Source organism: Archangium sp. Cb G35 (assembly GCF_001896145.1).
Classification (GTDB): Bacteria; Myxococcota; Myxococcia; order Myxococcales; family Myxococcaceae; genus Archangium; species Archangium violaceum.
The window spans coordinates 153,982-167,172 of record NZ_MPOI01000015.1 but is presented as its reverse complement, the minus strand read 5'-3'; the positions used below and the strand labels follow the sequence as shown (position 1 = coordinate 167,172).

Here is a 13,191-nt window from a genome sequence, read left to right as displayed (position 1 = left end):
GCCCTCCACCGGGCAGCACGCCCGGCCGCCTGGAATCCGACCGGTCATGCGCGCTCCGACGCGGGTACGATGCGGAGATGGCTCCCTCCCCCTCCGCCTCCCTCCAGCGCGTCCCCTATGCCGGCATATGGCTCGATGACTTCAGCCTGACGCCCGTTCCCGGTGGCGTGCTCCTCGCGGGCGGCGGCGAGTGGCACCGCGATGGCATCGGCGCCGTGCGCCGGACGTCCACCCTCGCCGTGCTCTGGGATTCCGCGAAGCAGGGCTGGATCGAACTCCCTCCCCTTCCCCACCCGAGCTCGGGGCACGCCGCGGTGGCACTCCCTGATGGGCGCGCACTGCTCATCGGCGGGCGCGATGCCTCGAGCCCGGAAGTGACGAGCACCCTCTTCTGGGAGCCGGGCACCCGGCGTTTTCTCGAGGGGCCTCCGCTCCTGTGGGGCCGCGCGAATCCCAGCGCCGTGGTCCTCCCGGACGGCTCGGTGCTGGTGCTCGGCTCCGATTTCGACGATGACCTGGAGCGGGGTACCCGCGCGGAGTTGCTCCGCCCCGGAGCGAACGCCTGGGAGCCCGCAGGACAGACCGTGCGCGTCTTCCACCCCGGGCCCGTGTGCGTGAGCGGCGAGCGCGTCATCATCGCCGGCGGCCGCGACAATGGCTCCGGCTTCGCCATCATCGAGGGGGTTCACATCGCGCCTCCCCTGGATCAGGGCACCGAGATCTGGGAGCCCCACGGCCGCACCTGGCGCATGGCCGGGCCCCTGACCCAACCCCGTGATGAGGCCAAGGGCGTGACGCTCTCGGATGGGCGGGTGCTCGTCGTCGGCGGGTGGCACCAGGGGACGTCCCTCGCTAGCGCGGAGGTGTGGGACCCTCGTACCGAAAGCTGGAGTCCGGCCGGGGAACTCGCCATCGCTCGCTCCTCGTTCGCGCTCACCGCGCTCCCCGATGGCCGCGCCGCTGTCTCCGGTGGGCTCGTGGAGACATTCCAGGCCACGGACTCGGTGGAGATCTGGGATCCGGTTCGCGGTACCTGGTCCCCGGGCCCTTCGCTGGCGTGCGGCCGCGCCGGTCATCTGCTCGCCCCGGTGGGCCCTGGGGTGTTCCTCGTGGTCGGGGGGTCCAGATCCACGGAAAGTGGGGACCCGGAGACCTCTTCCGAAGTGTGGCACTCAGGGTCTTGACGGAACCACGGTCAGAGGGTCAACCCGGGGCCTCGATACCCTCACCCCGTCCCTCTCCCGAGGGGAGAGGGGATATTGGGTTCTTGGGGTGATTGGGTTCTTGGGGTGATTGGGTTCTTGGGGTGATTGGGTTCTTGGGGTGATTGGGTTCTTGGGTGATTGGGTTTGATTGGACTCAATCCGATTCCGGGTCCGTCACCTTTTCTCCCAGGCTCTGCAACCGTGAATAGAGACGCCGGCGCGTGATGCCCAACAGCTTCGCCGCCGCCGTCTTGTTGCCCCCCGCCCTCTCCAGCGCCGCGTACAACAGCTCGCGCTCGAAGGTGTCCAGGTTGAAGCCCTCCCCCAGCACGTCCGCCGCTCGCACGCCCTTTCCGCCCCCTCGTGACAGCGACGGGCCTCCCGCTCCCAGGTGCTCCGCCTGGATGTCTCCCTCCCCCGATAGGATGAGCGCACGTTCCATCGCGTTCTCCAGCTCGCGCACGTTGCCCGGCCACGTGTACCCCAGCAGCCTCGCCTCCGCGTCCTTCGACAGCTTCTCCGTCGGCAATCCCTTCCTCGCCAGCACCGCGTGCGCCAATGACACCAGGTCCTCCTTGCGCTCGCGCAACGGCGGCACCTCGATGCTGAAGACGTTCAGCCGATAGTAGAAGTCTTCCCGGAACCGTCCCTCGCGCACCGCCGCCGCCAGGTCCCGGTTCGTCGCGGCAATCACCCGCACGTCCACCTTGCGCGCCTGTGTGCTCCCCAGCGGCACGAACTCCCGCTCCTGCAGGAAGCGCAGCAGCTTCACCTGCGTGGCCGGCGTCACCTCGCCAATCTCGTCCAGGAACAGCGTTCCCCCGTCCGCCGCCGCCAGGTGCCCCACCTTCCGCTCCGTCGCCCCCGTGAACGCCCCCTTCTCGTGCCCGAACAGCTCCCCCTCCAGCAGCGTCTCCGGCAACGCCGCGCAGTGCACCTCCACCAACGGCCCCGCCGCGCGCTTGCTCGAGTAGTGGATGAGCCTTGCCAGCTGGCTCTTCCCCGTCCCGCTCTCCCCCAGCAACACCACACTCGCGTCGCTCGCCGCCACCTGCTTCGCCGACGCCAGCACCTGCTTCATCCGCGGGCTCTCCGCCACCAGCTCCGGCGTCAGCCGCCGCACCAGCCGCTCGCTCCGCGTCTCCGCCGCGCGCTGCTCCGCCAGCCGCCTCACCCGCAGCCGCACCTCGTCCATCGCGAAGGGCTTGGTGAGGTAGTCCGCCGCCCCTCCCTTCATCGCCGCCACCGCGTTCTCCGCGGTGCCGTACGCCGTCATCATCACCACCGCTGGCGGCGTGGGCAGCGCCTGCGCCGCCTTCAACACCTCCAGCCCCCCTACCTCCGGCATCATCAGGTCCGTCAACACCACGTCGAAGCCCCGCCGCGCCAGCTCCACCAACGCCGCCCGGCCCCCCGCCACCCGCGCCACCTCGTGCCCGTCCAGCTCCAGCGCCTCCGCCACCAGCTTCCCCAGCTTCACCTCGTCATCCACCACCAACACCTGCGCCATGCTTCACCTCACTCGTCCGAGGACCCTCACCCTCGCGCGCTGATCACCCCCACCTCCGGGGTGTGACCGGGTGCCCGAGTGCCCCCTGCCCCGCTCGGTTGATCATTTTCGGACGTTCTCGTGTTCCTTTCCGGCGATGACGCGGAGCGGCACCTGTCTATCCTCGGTGCCCTCTCCCCTGCCGTTGCCAGTTCAACCCACGACTCACGCCGAGGTTCGAATGTCGACCGTCTACGAAGCGCCGGGACAGAAGGGCAGCAAGGTCCAGTACCTCCCCCGTTATGGAAACTACATTGGCGGGGAGTTCGTCCCGCCCGTGAAGGGGCAGTACTTCGAGAACATCACCCCCGTCACCGGCAAGCCCTTCTGTGAGGTCCCCCGCTCCACCGCCGAGGACGTCGAGAAGGCACTCGACGCCGCCCACAAGGCCAAGGCCGCCTGGGGCCGCACCTCCCCCACCACCCGCGCCGACATCCTCAACAAGATCGCCGACCGGATGCAGGCCAACCTGGAGATGCTCGCCGTCTCCGAGACGTGGGACAACGGCAAGCCCGTCCGCGAGACGCTCGCCGCCGACCTGCCGCTCGCCATCGACCACTTCCGCTACTTCGCCGGCTGCCTGCGCTCCCAGGAGGGCAGCCTCGCCGAGCTCGACGAGCACACCGTCGCGTACCACTTCCACGAGCCGCTCGGCGTCGTGGCGCAAATCATTCCCTGGAACTTCCCGCTGCTGATGGCCGCGTGGAAGCTCGCGCCCGCGCTCGCCGCCGGTAACTGCGTGGTCCTCAAGCCCGCCGAGCAGACCCCCGTCACCATCCTCAAGTTCGCCGAGCTCATTGGCGACCTGCTGCCTCCCGGCGTGCTCAACATCGTCAACGGCTTCGGCATCGAGGCCGGCAAGCCCCTGGCCAGCAACAAACGCGTGGCCAAGGTGGCCTTCACCGGTGAGACGACGACGGGCCGCCTCATCATGCAGTACGCCTCGGAGAACCTCATCCCCGTGACGCTGGAGCTGGGCGGCAAGTCGCCCAACATCTTCTTCGCGGACGTGTTCTCGCAGAACGACGACTTCGCCCAGAAGGCCCTCGAGGGCTTCGCCATGTTCGCCCTCAACCAGGGCGAGGTCTGCACCTGCCCCTCGCGCGCCCTCGTCCAGGAGCGCTTCTACGAGGAGTTCATGCAGAAGGCCGTGGAGCGCACGAAGCGCATCGTCCAGGGCAACCCGCTCGACACCGCGACCATGATCGGCGCGCAGGCCTCCAACGACCAGCTGGAGAAGATCCTCTCGTACATCGACATCGGCAAGAAGGAGGGCGCGAAGGTCCTCACCGGTGGTGGCCGCGCCAACCTGGCCGGCTCGCTCGCCGAGGGCTACTACGTGGAGCCCACCATCTTCGAGGGCACCAACAAGATGCGCATCTTCCAGGAGGAGATCTTCGGCCCGGTGGTGTCGGTGACGAAGTTCAAGGACATGGAGGACGCGCTCGCGGTGGCCAATGACACGCTGTACGGCCTGGGCGCGGGCGTGTGGTCGCGTGACACGAACACCGCCTACCGCATGGGCCGCGCCATCCAGGCGGGCCGCGTGTGGGTCAACTGCTACCACCTGTACCCGGCGCACGCGGCCTTCGGCGGCTACAAGCAGTCGGGCATCGGCCGCGAGACGCACAAGATGATGCTCTCGCACTACCAGCAGACGAAGAACATGCTGGTGAGCTACGACCCGAAGCCCATGGGCTTCTTCTAGGCCCGAGGACAGGAGCCGCCGATGAGCATCGAGCGCGTGACCGTCACCCCCCAAGCCGAGTCCCTGCTGCGCAAGCTGCAGGGGATTCACGGCCCCCTGCTGTTCCATCAGTCCGGAGGGTGCTGTGACGGCAGCGCGCCCATGTGCTTCCCGAGGGGCGAGTTCAAGGTGGGCCAGGAGGACGTCTTCCTGGGCACCATCGTGGACACGCCCTTCTACATCGGCGGCGCCCAGTACGAGTACTGGCAGCACACCCACCTCACGGTGGACGTGGTGAAGGGGCGCGGGAGCGGCTTCTCCGTGGAGGCGCCCGAAGGCGTGCGCTTCCTCATCCGCTCGCGCGTCTTCACCGACGAGGAGTACCACGCTCTCCAGAAGGAGGGCCCCGCTCCTCGCGGACCCCAGCACGGCTGAGGCGCTCGCGCCGGGGCGTGGATCCTGGCCCCGAAGCCCCCGCCGGGCACGTTGTTCACGAACTTGTCCAACAGTTGGACAAGTTCGTACGAAGCGAGCCCGGGAGGCGGGCTCACGACCGGGCGGACTTCAACGAGCCTGGGACGCCGCTGGCAGCCGCACCTCGAAGGTGCTGCCCTGACGCTGCTCGGGCACCAGCATCACCGTGCCTCCGTGCCGCTCCACCAGCCGGCGGCACAGCGCCAGGCCCAGCCCCGTTCCGTTCGCCTTCCCCGTGACGAACAGGTCGAAGAGCCGCTGGCGGACTTCCGGCGGCACTCCCGGTCCGTCGTCCTCCACGCGCACGCGCACCGCGCTCCCATCCGGCTCCGCCGCCAGCCGTACCTCGCCCTCCCCCTGGGCCTGCGCCGCGTTCTGCAGCAGGTTGGCGAACACCTGTCTCAGCCGCCCCGCGTCCCCCTCCACCGGTGGCAGCTCCGCGAAGCTCCGGCGCACCTTCACTCCCGGGAACGCCGCCTCCGTCGCCCTCGCCGCCTCCTCCAGCACCTCGGACAGCGCCACCCGCTGTGCCGCCAACGGCCGGTCCGCGCTCAGGTCCAGCAGGTCCTCCGTCAGCCGGCGCAGCCGCTCCACCTCGCCCAGCACGTCCTCCAGCGACTCCCTGTCCCGCTCGGACAGCTTCGCCCCGCTGCGCTCGCGCATCAGCTCCACCGTGCCGCGGATGACGCCCAGCGGGTTGCGGATTTCGTGCGCCGCCATCGCCGCCATCTTCGTCAGCGCCTCGCCTCGCGCCGCCTTCGCCGCCGCCTCGCGCCGCGCCCGCTCGTCCCGCAGCCACCGTGCCGCCACCAGCGCCAGCGCCAGCGCTCCCACCGCCGACAGCGCCACCCCGCCCCACAGCGCGCGCCGCAGGGAATCCCGTGCACTGGAGAAGGCCCGCCCCGCCTCCAACACCAGCACCGACTCCACCTGCCCTCCGCTCCCGCGCACCGGGAAGTAGCCCACCGTCACCTGGAGGTCGCCCATCGCGTAGCCAGGCCCCACCCGCGTCTCTCCCGCGAGCGCCGCCTCCACTCCCGCCGGGTCCGTGCGCAGCAGGTCCACCCGCCTGCGCGCCGGCCCCGTGGCGTCCGCCGGCACCGCCAGCTTCCGGTCCACCACGTACACCCCATCCAGCGCGTTGGCCTTCATCAGCGCTTCCAGCCGCCCGGCCGAGGCCGGTGCATCCGTCAGCAGCAGCGCCGCGGACCCACCCGCGCCTCGCAGCCGCGCATCCAATGACTGCTCCAGCGCCGCGCTCCCCGCGCGGTAGAGGGCCAGGGTCGCCGCCAGCGCGCCCACCAGTCCGAGCGTCGCGAGCCCCAACGGGCCCAGTGCACGCGAGGCGAGCCGCACCATCAGAACACCCCCCGGGACCACACCAGCGCCAGCCCACCGGTGAAGCGGCCATACGCGAGCTCGGGGACGTTCGAGGAAGCGCCGCGCCAGCCCACCGAGGCCTGCATGCTCCAGTGCATCGCCACGTCCCACTCCAGCACCGCGCTCGCGTCGAGGTAGCCGTCCTCACGGCGGGCCCCCAGCGGGTTGTCGAAGTTCTGGTAGCCGCGCAGGGAGTAGCCCACCTCGCCCAGCACGCGCAGCCCGGGGCGCAGGTCCAGGCTCAGTCCGGTACGCGGGCCGTGCTCGAAAAAGCCGAGCGCCAGGTCATACGCCCTCAGCACGCCGCCAGACCAGCCCGCGGACAGGGTGAGGCTCTCGGTGGGGCTCCACTCCGCGTCCAGCCGCGTGGTGCCGCGCCATCCGGAGTAGCCATCGAAGGCGGTGACGAGGAAGTCCTCGCGGCGCACGGCCGCCGAGCCCTCCATCACCACCGGGCCCACCGGCACGCGCGCGGCCCCCCGCAGCCGGTGCGCGAGCAGGTACGGCGCCCCTCCGAGCGCCAGGTAGTCCAGGCCATACTCCACGGTCCCCTGCAGTGCCGGGCCCACGTGCGCCCAGCCCAGCGTGCCCCCGGCACCGGCCAGGTCGAAGCTGGAGAAGCTCAGGTGGCCCCGGTAGTTCCCGGAGACGCGCGCGTACGGCCCCCGCTGGCCCCAGGGACGCACGCTCAGCTCGGCGAGCACCGTGCTCACGCCATCCGCGCTCCCGCCCTGCCGTCGCGTGCCATCCGGCGCGAGGTCCACGTTGGAGTCGTACTCGCCCCCCAACCGCGCCGTGAGAGACACCCGCCCCTCGCGCGCGGCCCGCAGGCGCAGCTCTCCCGCGCGCCTCGCGAGCCCCTCGTCCGGGGAGGCCACCGCCGCGTCGAAGAAGGTGCCCGCATCGTCCGCGCGGCCCTCGCGCAGCGCCAGCACCCCGAGGAAGAAGGAGGCCGTGTCCTGCAACTCCGGCTCCGCCAGCGCCTCGTGGAAGGCCGCCGCCGCCGCCGCGTCCTCCCCGCGCTCGAGGAGGGAGAGGCCGGAGAGCAACGACGCCGCCGCGGCCTCCGCTTCCGCCTCCGCGACCGAGTCATCCCGGCACAGCTTCTTCAGGGCCGCCCGCGCCCGGGCATTGCGCGGGTCCCTGCGCAGTACCTCGCGCCAGGCGATGAGCGCCGTCTCCGTGTCTCCCGCGGCCTGCTCGGCCTCGGCCACCTCCACGTAGGGCGCGGCGGCGGCCGGGTCCGGCGAGGCCAGCGGCGTCACCGGCCCGCAGAGGCCGGGCTCGGCGAGCAGCGCGGCCACCAGCAGGCCCGGGTTCACGGACTGGCTCCTCCCACCAGGGGCGCGGGCCGCTCGGACAGTTTCCCCAACGCCGCACGGGCCTCGGCGAGCCGGTACCGGTCCTCGCGCTTGCCGGCCAGCCCCACCGCCTCCTCCAGGTAGTGCGCGGCGAGCACCGGGCGCCCGGTGGCACGCACCTGCGCGGCCCGTGCGTGGTACCAGTCGATGGAGCCTGGCGTGGGCGCCGAGCGGAAGAGGACGGCGATGTCCGCGCGCAGCTTGCGCACCTGCTCGCCGATGCGCGGCCCGGAGGCATCCCCCACCGCGTCCAGCAGCGTGTCCGCGCACAGGTAGAGCCGCGCCTCGTAGCAGGCGAGCGCGTGGTAGTAGTCGAGCAGCGCGTCACGCGCGTCCGGCGCCTGCTTGCGCGCGGTGGAGAAGGCCTCCAGCGCCTCCTCGGCACGGCCGAGCTTCACCAGCGACGCGGCGATGTACCAGTCCGCCTCGCCGTCGGTGCCCAGCCGCTGGGCCACCTTGAATTCCACCAGGGCATTGGCGAAGCGGCCCTCGCGGAAGTGGCGGGCCCCCTGGAGCAGGTGGGGCGTCGCATCCGGAGGAGTGGCCGCCGTGAGCCCGAGCAGGGCGAGGCAAAGCGCGAGACGCTTCACACGAGGTTCTCTATCACGGGCCGCGGAGGGCTCCCGGCTCCTTCGGCCGGCCGTTCCCCGGGCTGTCGGGCTTGGGGTCCTTGTTCTTGCGCACGTGCTCGGAGCGGGTACGCCCCGCGGCATCCTGCGCCTCCGTGCCTCCGCCCGCGGCGCCCAGTGCGGCGGCGCGAGCGGCCTTGAGGCTCTGCCCCGGAGGAGTCCGTGCGGCCTGCCGTGAGGCCTCGCCGCGAGCCTTGCCGGCGGCCTCACCGCGGGTACGGGCCGCCGCGTCCTGGCGAGCACCCTGGGCCGCGGTGTCCCGGGCCGGCTCGGCCACCGGAGAGGACTCGTCGGGCAGACGGGGGAGCTGCGCCGGCAGCGTGGCCTGCGCCTCGAGCGCCTCGAGCATGGCGGCCCGGGGCTCCTGACGGCGCGACGGTTCCTCGGCGATGGCGCCCGCGGCCCACAACGAGATGGCGAGGATGAGGAGCCCGCGCATGCATGCCTCCGCGACGCGCCCCGGGAAAGGCGCACCTGGAAGCGTAGCATTCTCCGTGCCGGACGCTGGTCCCCCTGGAGGCAGCCTGTCCGCTACCAGAGCGTGCACCATCCGGGACACCCCGCTGTACCAACCGGTACACCCCCGCTCCCTCCCTCTCCCGCTGGGGCCGGGGTGGGGGATGCTTGACAGAGTCAACCATCTCCTTGACGCTGTCACCATGTCCGACAAGGGCGTTGCCCAGCGCGTGGAAGCCGTGAGGCACTTCAACCGCTTCTACACCCAGAAGATTGGCGTCCTGAGGGAAGGGCTGTTGGAGAGCCCCTTCTCCCTGACGGAGGTGCGCGTGCTCTACGAGCTCGCCCACCGTGAGGAGCCCACGGCCACGGAGCTCGGCCAGGAGCTGGGCCTCGATGCCGGCTACCTGAGCCGCATCCTCAGCCGCTTCGAGAAGAAGGGCCTCGTCCACAAGAAGCCCTCCACCTCCGATGGCCGGCGGAGCCTCCTCCAGCTCACGCGCCAGGGCCGGGAAGCCCTCGCCCCGCTCGACGCACGCTCGAGCGCCGAGGTCACCCGGATGATCTCCGGACTGCCTCCCGCCGCGCAGCGGCAACTGGTGGAGGCAATGCACACCATCGAGGGATTGCTCGGTGACAAGGCCACACCGAAGGCGCCCTACCTGATCCGTCCGCATCAACCAGGCGACATGGGGTGGATCGTCCACCGCCACGGAGTGCTGTACTCCCGGGAGTACGGCTGGGACGAGCGCTTCGAGGCCCTCGTGGCCAGCATCGTCGCCGAGTTCATCCAGAAGCTCGACCCGAAGCGCGAGCGCTGCTGGGTGGCCGAGAAGGACGGGGAGATCGCCGGCTCCGTGTTCCTGGTGCAGAAGTCGAAGACGGTCGCCAAACTCCGTCTTCTCCTGGTGGAGCCGTCCGCGCGGGGTCTGGGCATCGGCTCGCGGCTGGTGGACGAATGCGTGCGCTTCGCCCGGCAGGCTGGCTATCGCAAGGTGACGCTGTGGACGAACAGCGTGCTCCTCGCCGCCCGGCACATCTACGCGACGGCGGGATTCCAGCTCGTCCACTCGGAGCCGGATCCACTCTTCGGCGAGGGGCAGGTGAGCGAGACGTGGGAGCTGTCGCTCTGAGGCTCAGGCCCGGGCGAGCCGGTCTCGCACGTCGCGCAGGAACTCCTCCGTCTCCGGTTCGGGGTTCTTCCTCCTGCGCTGCGCCTCCTGGAGCAGCGCGAGCGCGTGTCCCAGCCGGTGGGCCACTGCCTCCGTGTCTCCGCGCTGCTGGAGGAGCTCCGCCTCCGCGCTCACCAGCTTCGCCAGCGCCTTGAGTTTCTCCGGATGATCCAGCAGCCCCGCAACCGAACCCGCGTCGATGGTGATGAGCATCCGGTACTCCATCCCGAAGAGCGACAGGCTCGTCTGGTGCACCAGGTCCAGCGCCTCCTCCGTCTTCTGGCTCTTGCCCGCCTTGAGGATCGCCGCCAGCGCCGCCACCAGCCGCTCGATCATTCGCTCGATGTAGTCCTCGCGGATTCCAGCCATGGGCACTGTTCCTCTCGGGAGGCCCTCCGACGGGAAGGCTCCTCAAGCTAAGGGGCCTTTGAGTCTTCGCAACCCTCGCATGGGTGGGAACCCGGGAGCCTCGATACCCTCACCCCGTCCCTCTCCCGGAGGGCGAGGGGATATTGGGCCTGGTGGGTGTGGGCGGCTCAGGGTTCGTGGAACCACGGCATCATTGCTCGCAAGCGGCGGCCTACTTCCTCGATGGGGTGACGTCTCCCTTCCTCGAGCAGCCTCCGGTGGTTCGGCCGGCCCGCTTCGTTCTCGGCAATCCACTCCTTCGCGAAACGTCCGTCCTGGATCTCCTCCAGGATGTCCTTCAGCCTCGCTCGCACCGAATCGTCCACCACCCGCGGGCCCCGCGTCAGGTCCCCGTACACCGCCGTGTCGCTGATGCGCTCTCGCATCCCCGTGATGCCGTGCTCGTACATCAGGTCCACCACCAGCTTCAGCTCGTGCAGCACCTGCAAGTACGCCACCTCCGCCGAGTAGCCCGCCTCCACCAGCGTCTCGTAGCTCGCGTGCACCAGCTCCGTGATGCCTCCGCACAGCACCGCCTGCTCCCCGAAGAGGTCCGTCTCCGTCTCCTCCCGGAAGCTCGTCTCGAGGACCCCCGCCCGCGTCGCTCCCATCGCCTTCGCGTACGCCAACGCCCGCTCCAGCGCCTGCCCCGTCGCGTCCTGCTTCACCGCCACCAGGCACGGCACCCCCTGCCCTTCCACGTACGTCCTGCGCACCAGGTCCCCCGGGCCGTTCGGTGCGATCATCACCACGTCCACCCCCGCCGGCGGCCGCACCAGCCCGTAGTGGATGGCGAAGCCGTGGTAGTAGAGCAGCATCTTCCCCGGCGTGAGGTTCGGCTCCACCGCCCGGTGGAACAGCTCCGCCTGCGCCAGGTCCGCCACCAGCAGCGCCAGCACGTCTCCGCGCTTCGCCGCCTCCACCGCGTCCACCAACTCGAAGCCCTCCGCCACCGCACGCGCCGCCGCCGGGGTTCCCGGGCGCTCGCTCACCACCACGCGCACTCCCGAGTCCCTCAGGTTCAACGCCTGCGCCCGCCCCACGCTCCCATAGTCATACACGGACACCGTCAACCCGCTCAGCCGCCCCAGGTCCGCGTCCGCGTCGTAGAACACCCGTGCCATCGGGCTCCCCCCTCGCTCAAATCGGATACACGAGCAGCCCCGGTATCCGGAACGTCTCGTACACCACGTCCATCCGCTCGAAACGAGGCTCCGGCCCGAGCGCCACCCGCGCCTCCACGTGCCCCACGCTCAGCAGCACCGTCTCGCCGTCCTCCGTCGTCCGGTACACCGCGTAGTTCGCCCGCGTCTCCACGTGTCCCGCTTCCACCTCGCCCACCCGCACGTTCGTGTGCAGGTGCCGGCAGACGTGCGGTGTGTAGACACAGGCCTTGCGGATGGCCACCACCCGGTCCTCCATCATCGCCCGGCTCGTGCACAGGATGAGGCTCACCGGCAACCCCCGCTGGTGATTCTCCCGCGGTATCAGCCGGTACTGCCCGCTCTCGAGGAACATCGCCGGCCAGCGCTCCAGCTCGCCATCGTCCAGCGCCTCGGCGTAGCGGTAGAGCAGGTCCTCCACGGTGCAGCGGATGGTCGGGTCCCCCATGCTCGTCACACTCCCATCAACGTGCGCCACGTCTTCCAGAAGCCGCGGATGGCCGTCTCGTTGGCCAGGTCCCGCTCCGGCTCGCCGTACTGCACCTGCGTCCCCCCGAGCGCCACGAACGCCGCGTCCCCCCGCTCGCCCTGGATGCCCCGCTGCACGATTTCCAGCGCCTCCACGTCCTCCAGCGAGATGTACCCCGAGGGCCCCACCAGGTTCGCCTGGAGGATGCGCTGGTTGCGCAGCTCCACCGTGTCATCCGCGTACCCCAGCAGCGTCCAGATGAGATCGAAGTCGTTCACGTCCCTCGGCAGCACGTGCCGCGTGGCGATGCTGTTGGAGATGCGGTGGATGACCAGGCTCGGGAAGATCGTCTGGATGGAGACCGCGATGTCGTCCCTGAAGTCCGGCAGCTTCCGCATCAACTCGGGCGCGCGCAGCCGGTAGCCCTTCTGGTACGTCGTGATTCCCTGCTGCTCGTACTCCTCGCGGTGCTCCTCCGCTCCGCCCTTGTAGGAGACGAGGTGTCCGCAGCCGCTCGGCTCCGCCAGCGTCTCACCCCGCTGCGTCGAGCGGAACAGCCCGAACGTGGCCACGAAGAGGTGCAACAGGCCCGCGTGGTACGGGTCCTTCACGTTCTCGAAATAGAGCTTCCAGTTGGCCCGCACCCGCTGGCGCAGGTAGCCGAGCACCTGCAGCTTCCTCCCATCGAACACCCGCGTGAGCTGCGGCCAGACACCTCCGAGGTACTCGCGCAGCGGCGGCGTGTCCTCGCGGAAGCTCGCGAAGACGAGCCCGTTGAGCACCTCCACCCGCAGGCGCCGCAGGCTCAACGCCTTCATGTCCATGTCCACGCCGCAGTAGCCCCCCTGGCCCTCCACCCCATTCTTGAAGGGCACCGCGCGCAGCGTCCCGTCCGGGTCGTAGCCCCACTGGTGGTAGACACAGTTGAAGCGTTTGTGCTGGCCACAGGCCTCGTGCAACACCAGCGCGCCCCGGTGCGAGCAGCGGTTGATGAGCACATGCACCTGCCCGTCCTTCGAGCGCGAGAGGATGACTGGCACGTCTCCGATGTGCGTGGTGCGGAAGCAGCCCTCCTCCGGCACCTCGGCCTCCAGCCCCACGTAGCTCCACGTGGGCCCCTGGAAGATGCGCTCCTGCTCGCGCTGGAAGAGCTCCGGATCCGTGAAGACACGGTACGGCACATGCGCCGTGTCTCCCTCGGGCCAGGGCCAGAAGGACTCCGCGGATGGGGTCGGCAT

The 13,191-nt window shown here is 70.3% G+C and carries 13 protein-coding genes; 4 read left to right on the top strand and 9 right to left on the bottom strand.

Annotated features, from left to right (window positions below; genetic code table 11):
- Positions 1-77 precede the first annotated feature (77 nt).
- Positions 78-1,184, top strand: coding sequence for a kelch repeat-containing protein (locus BO221_RS39530; RefSeq protein WP_073566095.1), 1,107 nt, complete (start codon positions 78-80; stop codon positions 1,182-1,184).
- Between the two features lie 175 nt (positions 1,185-1,359).
- Here the strand turns inward: BO221_RS39530 and BO221_RS39525 are convergent, their stop codons facing one another.
- On the bottom strand, positions 1,360-2,715 hold the full coding sequence (locus BO221_RS39525; protein WP_073566094.1) for a sigma-54 dependent transcriptional regulator: 1,356 nt from the start codon (positions 2,713-2,715) through the stop codon (positions 1,360-1,362).
- 220 nt (positions 2,716-2,935) lie between these two features.
- Here BO221_RS39525 and adh point away from each other — a divergent pair, with 220 nt between their 5' ends.
- Both adh and BO221_RS39515 read left to right on the top strand, forming a co-directional pair.
- A complete protein-coding gene (gene adh, locus BO221_RS39520; protein WP_073566093.1) occupies positions 2,936-4,462 on the top strand; it encodes an aldehyde dehydrogenase in 1,527 nt (508 codons plus the stop codon).
- Positions 4,463-4,483: 21 nt separating this feature from the next.
- A complete protein-coding gene (locus BO221_RS39515; protein WP_073566092.1) occupies positions 4,484-4,876 on the top strand; it encodes a DUF779 domain-containing protein in 393 nt (130 codons plus the stop codon).
- 129 nt (positions 4,877-5,005) lie between these two features.
- On the opposite strand, the gene BO221_RS39510 is transcribed toward BO221_RS39515, so the two are convergent.
- The 4 genes from BO221_RS39510 to BO221_RS54320 are packed head-to-tail and all read right to left on the bottom strand — an operon-like array spanning position 5,006 to position 8,724.
- Complete coding sequence (locus BO221_RS39510; protein ID WP_073566091.1) at positions 5,006-6,274, bottom strand: nitrogen regulation protein NR(II); 1,269 nt, start codon at positions 6,272-6,274, stop codon at positions 5,006-5,008.
- The gene (locus BO221_RS39505) at positions 6,274-7,617 is read right to left on the bottom strand and encodes a hypothetical protein (protein WP_073566090.1); all 1,344 of its coding nucleotides are present in this window, start codon (positions 7,615-7,617) and stop codon (positions 6,274-6,276) included. Before BO221_RS39505 ends, BO221_RS39510 begins: the two co-directional genes overlap by 1 nt.
- The gene (locus tag BO221_RS39500; protein WP_052517506.1) at positions 7,614-8,246 is read right to left on the bottom strand and encodes a hypothetical protein; all 633 of its coding nucleotides are present in this window, start codon (positions 8,244-8,246) and stop codon (positions 7,614-7,616) included. Before BO221_RS39500 ends, BO221_RS39505 begins: the two co-directional genes overlap by 4 nt.
- A 13-nt stretch (positions 8,247-8,259) precedes the next feature.
- Entirely contained in the window at positions 8,260-8,724 is a 465-nt protein-coding gene (locus tag BO221_RS54320) for a hypothetical protein (RefSeq protein WP_073566089.1), read from the bottom strand.
- Between the two features lie 220 nt (positions 8,725-8,944).
- On the opposite strand from BO221_RS54320, the gene BO221_RS39490 reads away from it, so the two are divergent.
- A complete protein-coding gene (locus BO221_RS39490; RefSeq protein ID WP_073566088.1) occupies positions 8,945-9,874 on the top strand; it encodes a helix-turn-helix domain-containing GNAT family N-acetyltransferase in 930 nt (309 codons plus the stop codon).
- Between the two features lie 3 nt (positions 9,875-9,877).
- Here BO221_RS39490 and BO221_RS39485 read toward each other — a convergent pair whose 3' ends face one another.
- The 4 genes from BO221_RS39485 to BO221_RS39470 all read right to left on the bottom strand — a co-directional run bounded on the left by BO221_RS39485 (position 9,878) and on the right by BO221_RS39470 (position 13,191).
- Positions 9,878-10,282 carry a hypothetical protein gene (locus tag BO221_RS39485; protein ID WP_073566087.1) on the bottom strand — a complete coding sequence of 135 codons (405 nt, stop codon included), beginning with the start codon at positions 10,280-10,282 and terminating at the stop codon, positions 9,878-9,880.
- A gap of 167 nt (positions 10,283-10,449) precedes the next feature.
- Positions 10,450-11,445 (bottom strand): ketol-acid reductoisomerase, encoded by a 996-nt coding sequence (gene ilvC / locus BO221_RS39480; RefSeq protein ID WP_073566086.1) that lies wholly within the window; start codon positions 11,443-11,445, stop codon positions 10,450-10,452.
- Positions 11,446-11,461: 16 nt separating this feature from the next.
- Positions 11,462-11,932 carry an aromatic-ring-hydroxylating dioxygenase subunit beta gene (locus BO221_RS39475; protein ID WP_052517520.1) on the bottom strand — a complete coding sequence of 157 codons (471 nt, stop codon included), beginning with the start codon at positions 11,930-11,932 and terminating at the stop codon, positions 11,462-11,464.
- Between the two features lie 5 nt (positions 11,933-11,937).
- Positions 11,938-13,191 carry a Rieske 2Fe-2S domain-containing protein gene (locus BO221_RS39470; RefSeq protein ID WP_073566085.1) on the bottom strand — a complete coding sequence of 418 codons (1,254 nt, stop codon included), beginning with the start codon at positions 13,189-13,191 and terminating at the stop codon, positions 11,938-11,940.

Bases quoted from the DNA above. Each gene is read 5' to 3' on its own strand.
- BO221_RS39470 (WP_073566085.1), bottom strand. From the start codon at position 13,191: ATGCCGACCCCATCCGCGGAGTCCTTCTGGCCCTGGCCCGAGGGAGAC.
- BO221_RS39485 (WP_073566087.1), bottom strand. From the start codon at position 10,282: ATGGCTGGAATCCGCGAGGACTACATCGAGCGAATGATCGAGCGGCTG.
- ilvC (WP_073566086.1), bottom strand. From the start codon at position 11,445: ATGGCACGGGTGTTCTACGACGCGGACGCGGACCTGGGGCGGCTGAGC.
- BO221_RS54320 (WP_073566089.1), bottom strand. From the start codon at position 8,724: ATGCGCGGGCTCCTCATCCTCGCCATCTCGTTGTGGGCCGCGGGCGCC.
- BO221_RS39510 (WP_073566091.1), bottom strand. From the start codon at position 6,274: ATGGTGCGGCTCGCCTCGCGTGCACTGGGCCCGTTGGGGCTCGCGACG.
- BO221_RS39490 (WP_073566088.1), top strand. From the start codon at position 8,945: ATGTCCGACAAGGGCGTTGCCCAGCGCGTGGAAGCCGTGAGGCACTTC.
- BO221_RS39515 (WP_073566092.1), top strand. From the start codon at position 4,484: ATGAGCATCGAGCGCGTGACCGTCACCCCCCAAGCCGAGTCCCTGCTG.
- BO221_RS39475 (WP_052517520.1), bottom strand. From the start codon at position 11,932: ATGGGGGACCCGACCATCCGCTGCACCGTGGAGGACCTGCTCTACCGC.
- BO221_RS39530 (WP_073566095.1), top strand. From the start codon at position 78: ATGGCTCCCTCCCCCTCCGCCTCCCTCCAGCGCGTCCCCTATGCCGGC.
- adh (WP_073566093.1), top strand. From the start codon at position 2,936: ATGTCGACCGTCTACGAAGCGCCGGGACAGAAGGGCAGCAAGGTCCAG.
- BO221_RS39525 (WP_073566094.1), bottom strand. From the start codon at position 2,715: ATGGCGCAGGTGTTGGTGGTGGATGACGAGGTGAAGCTGGGGAAGCTG.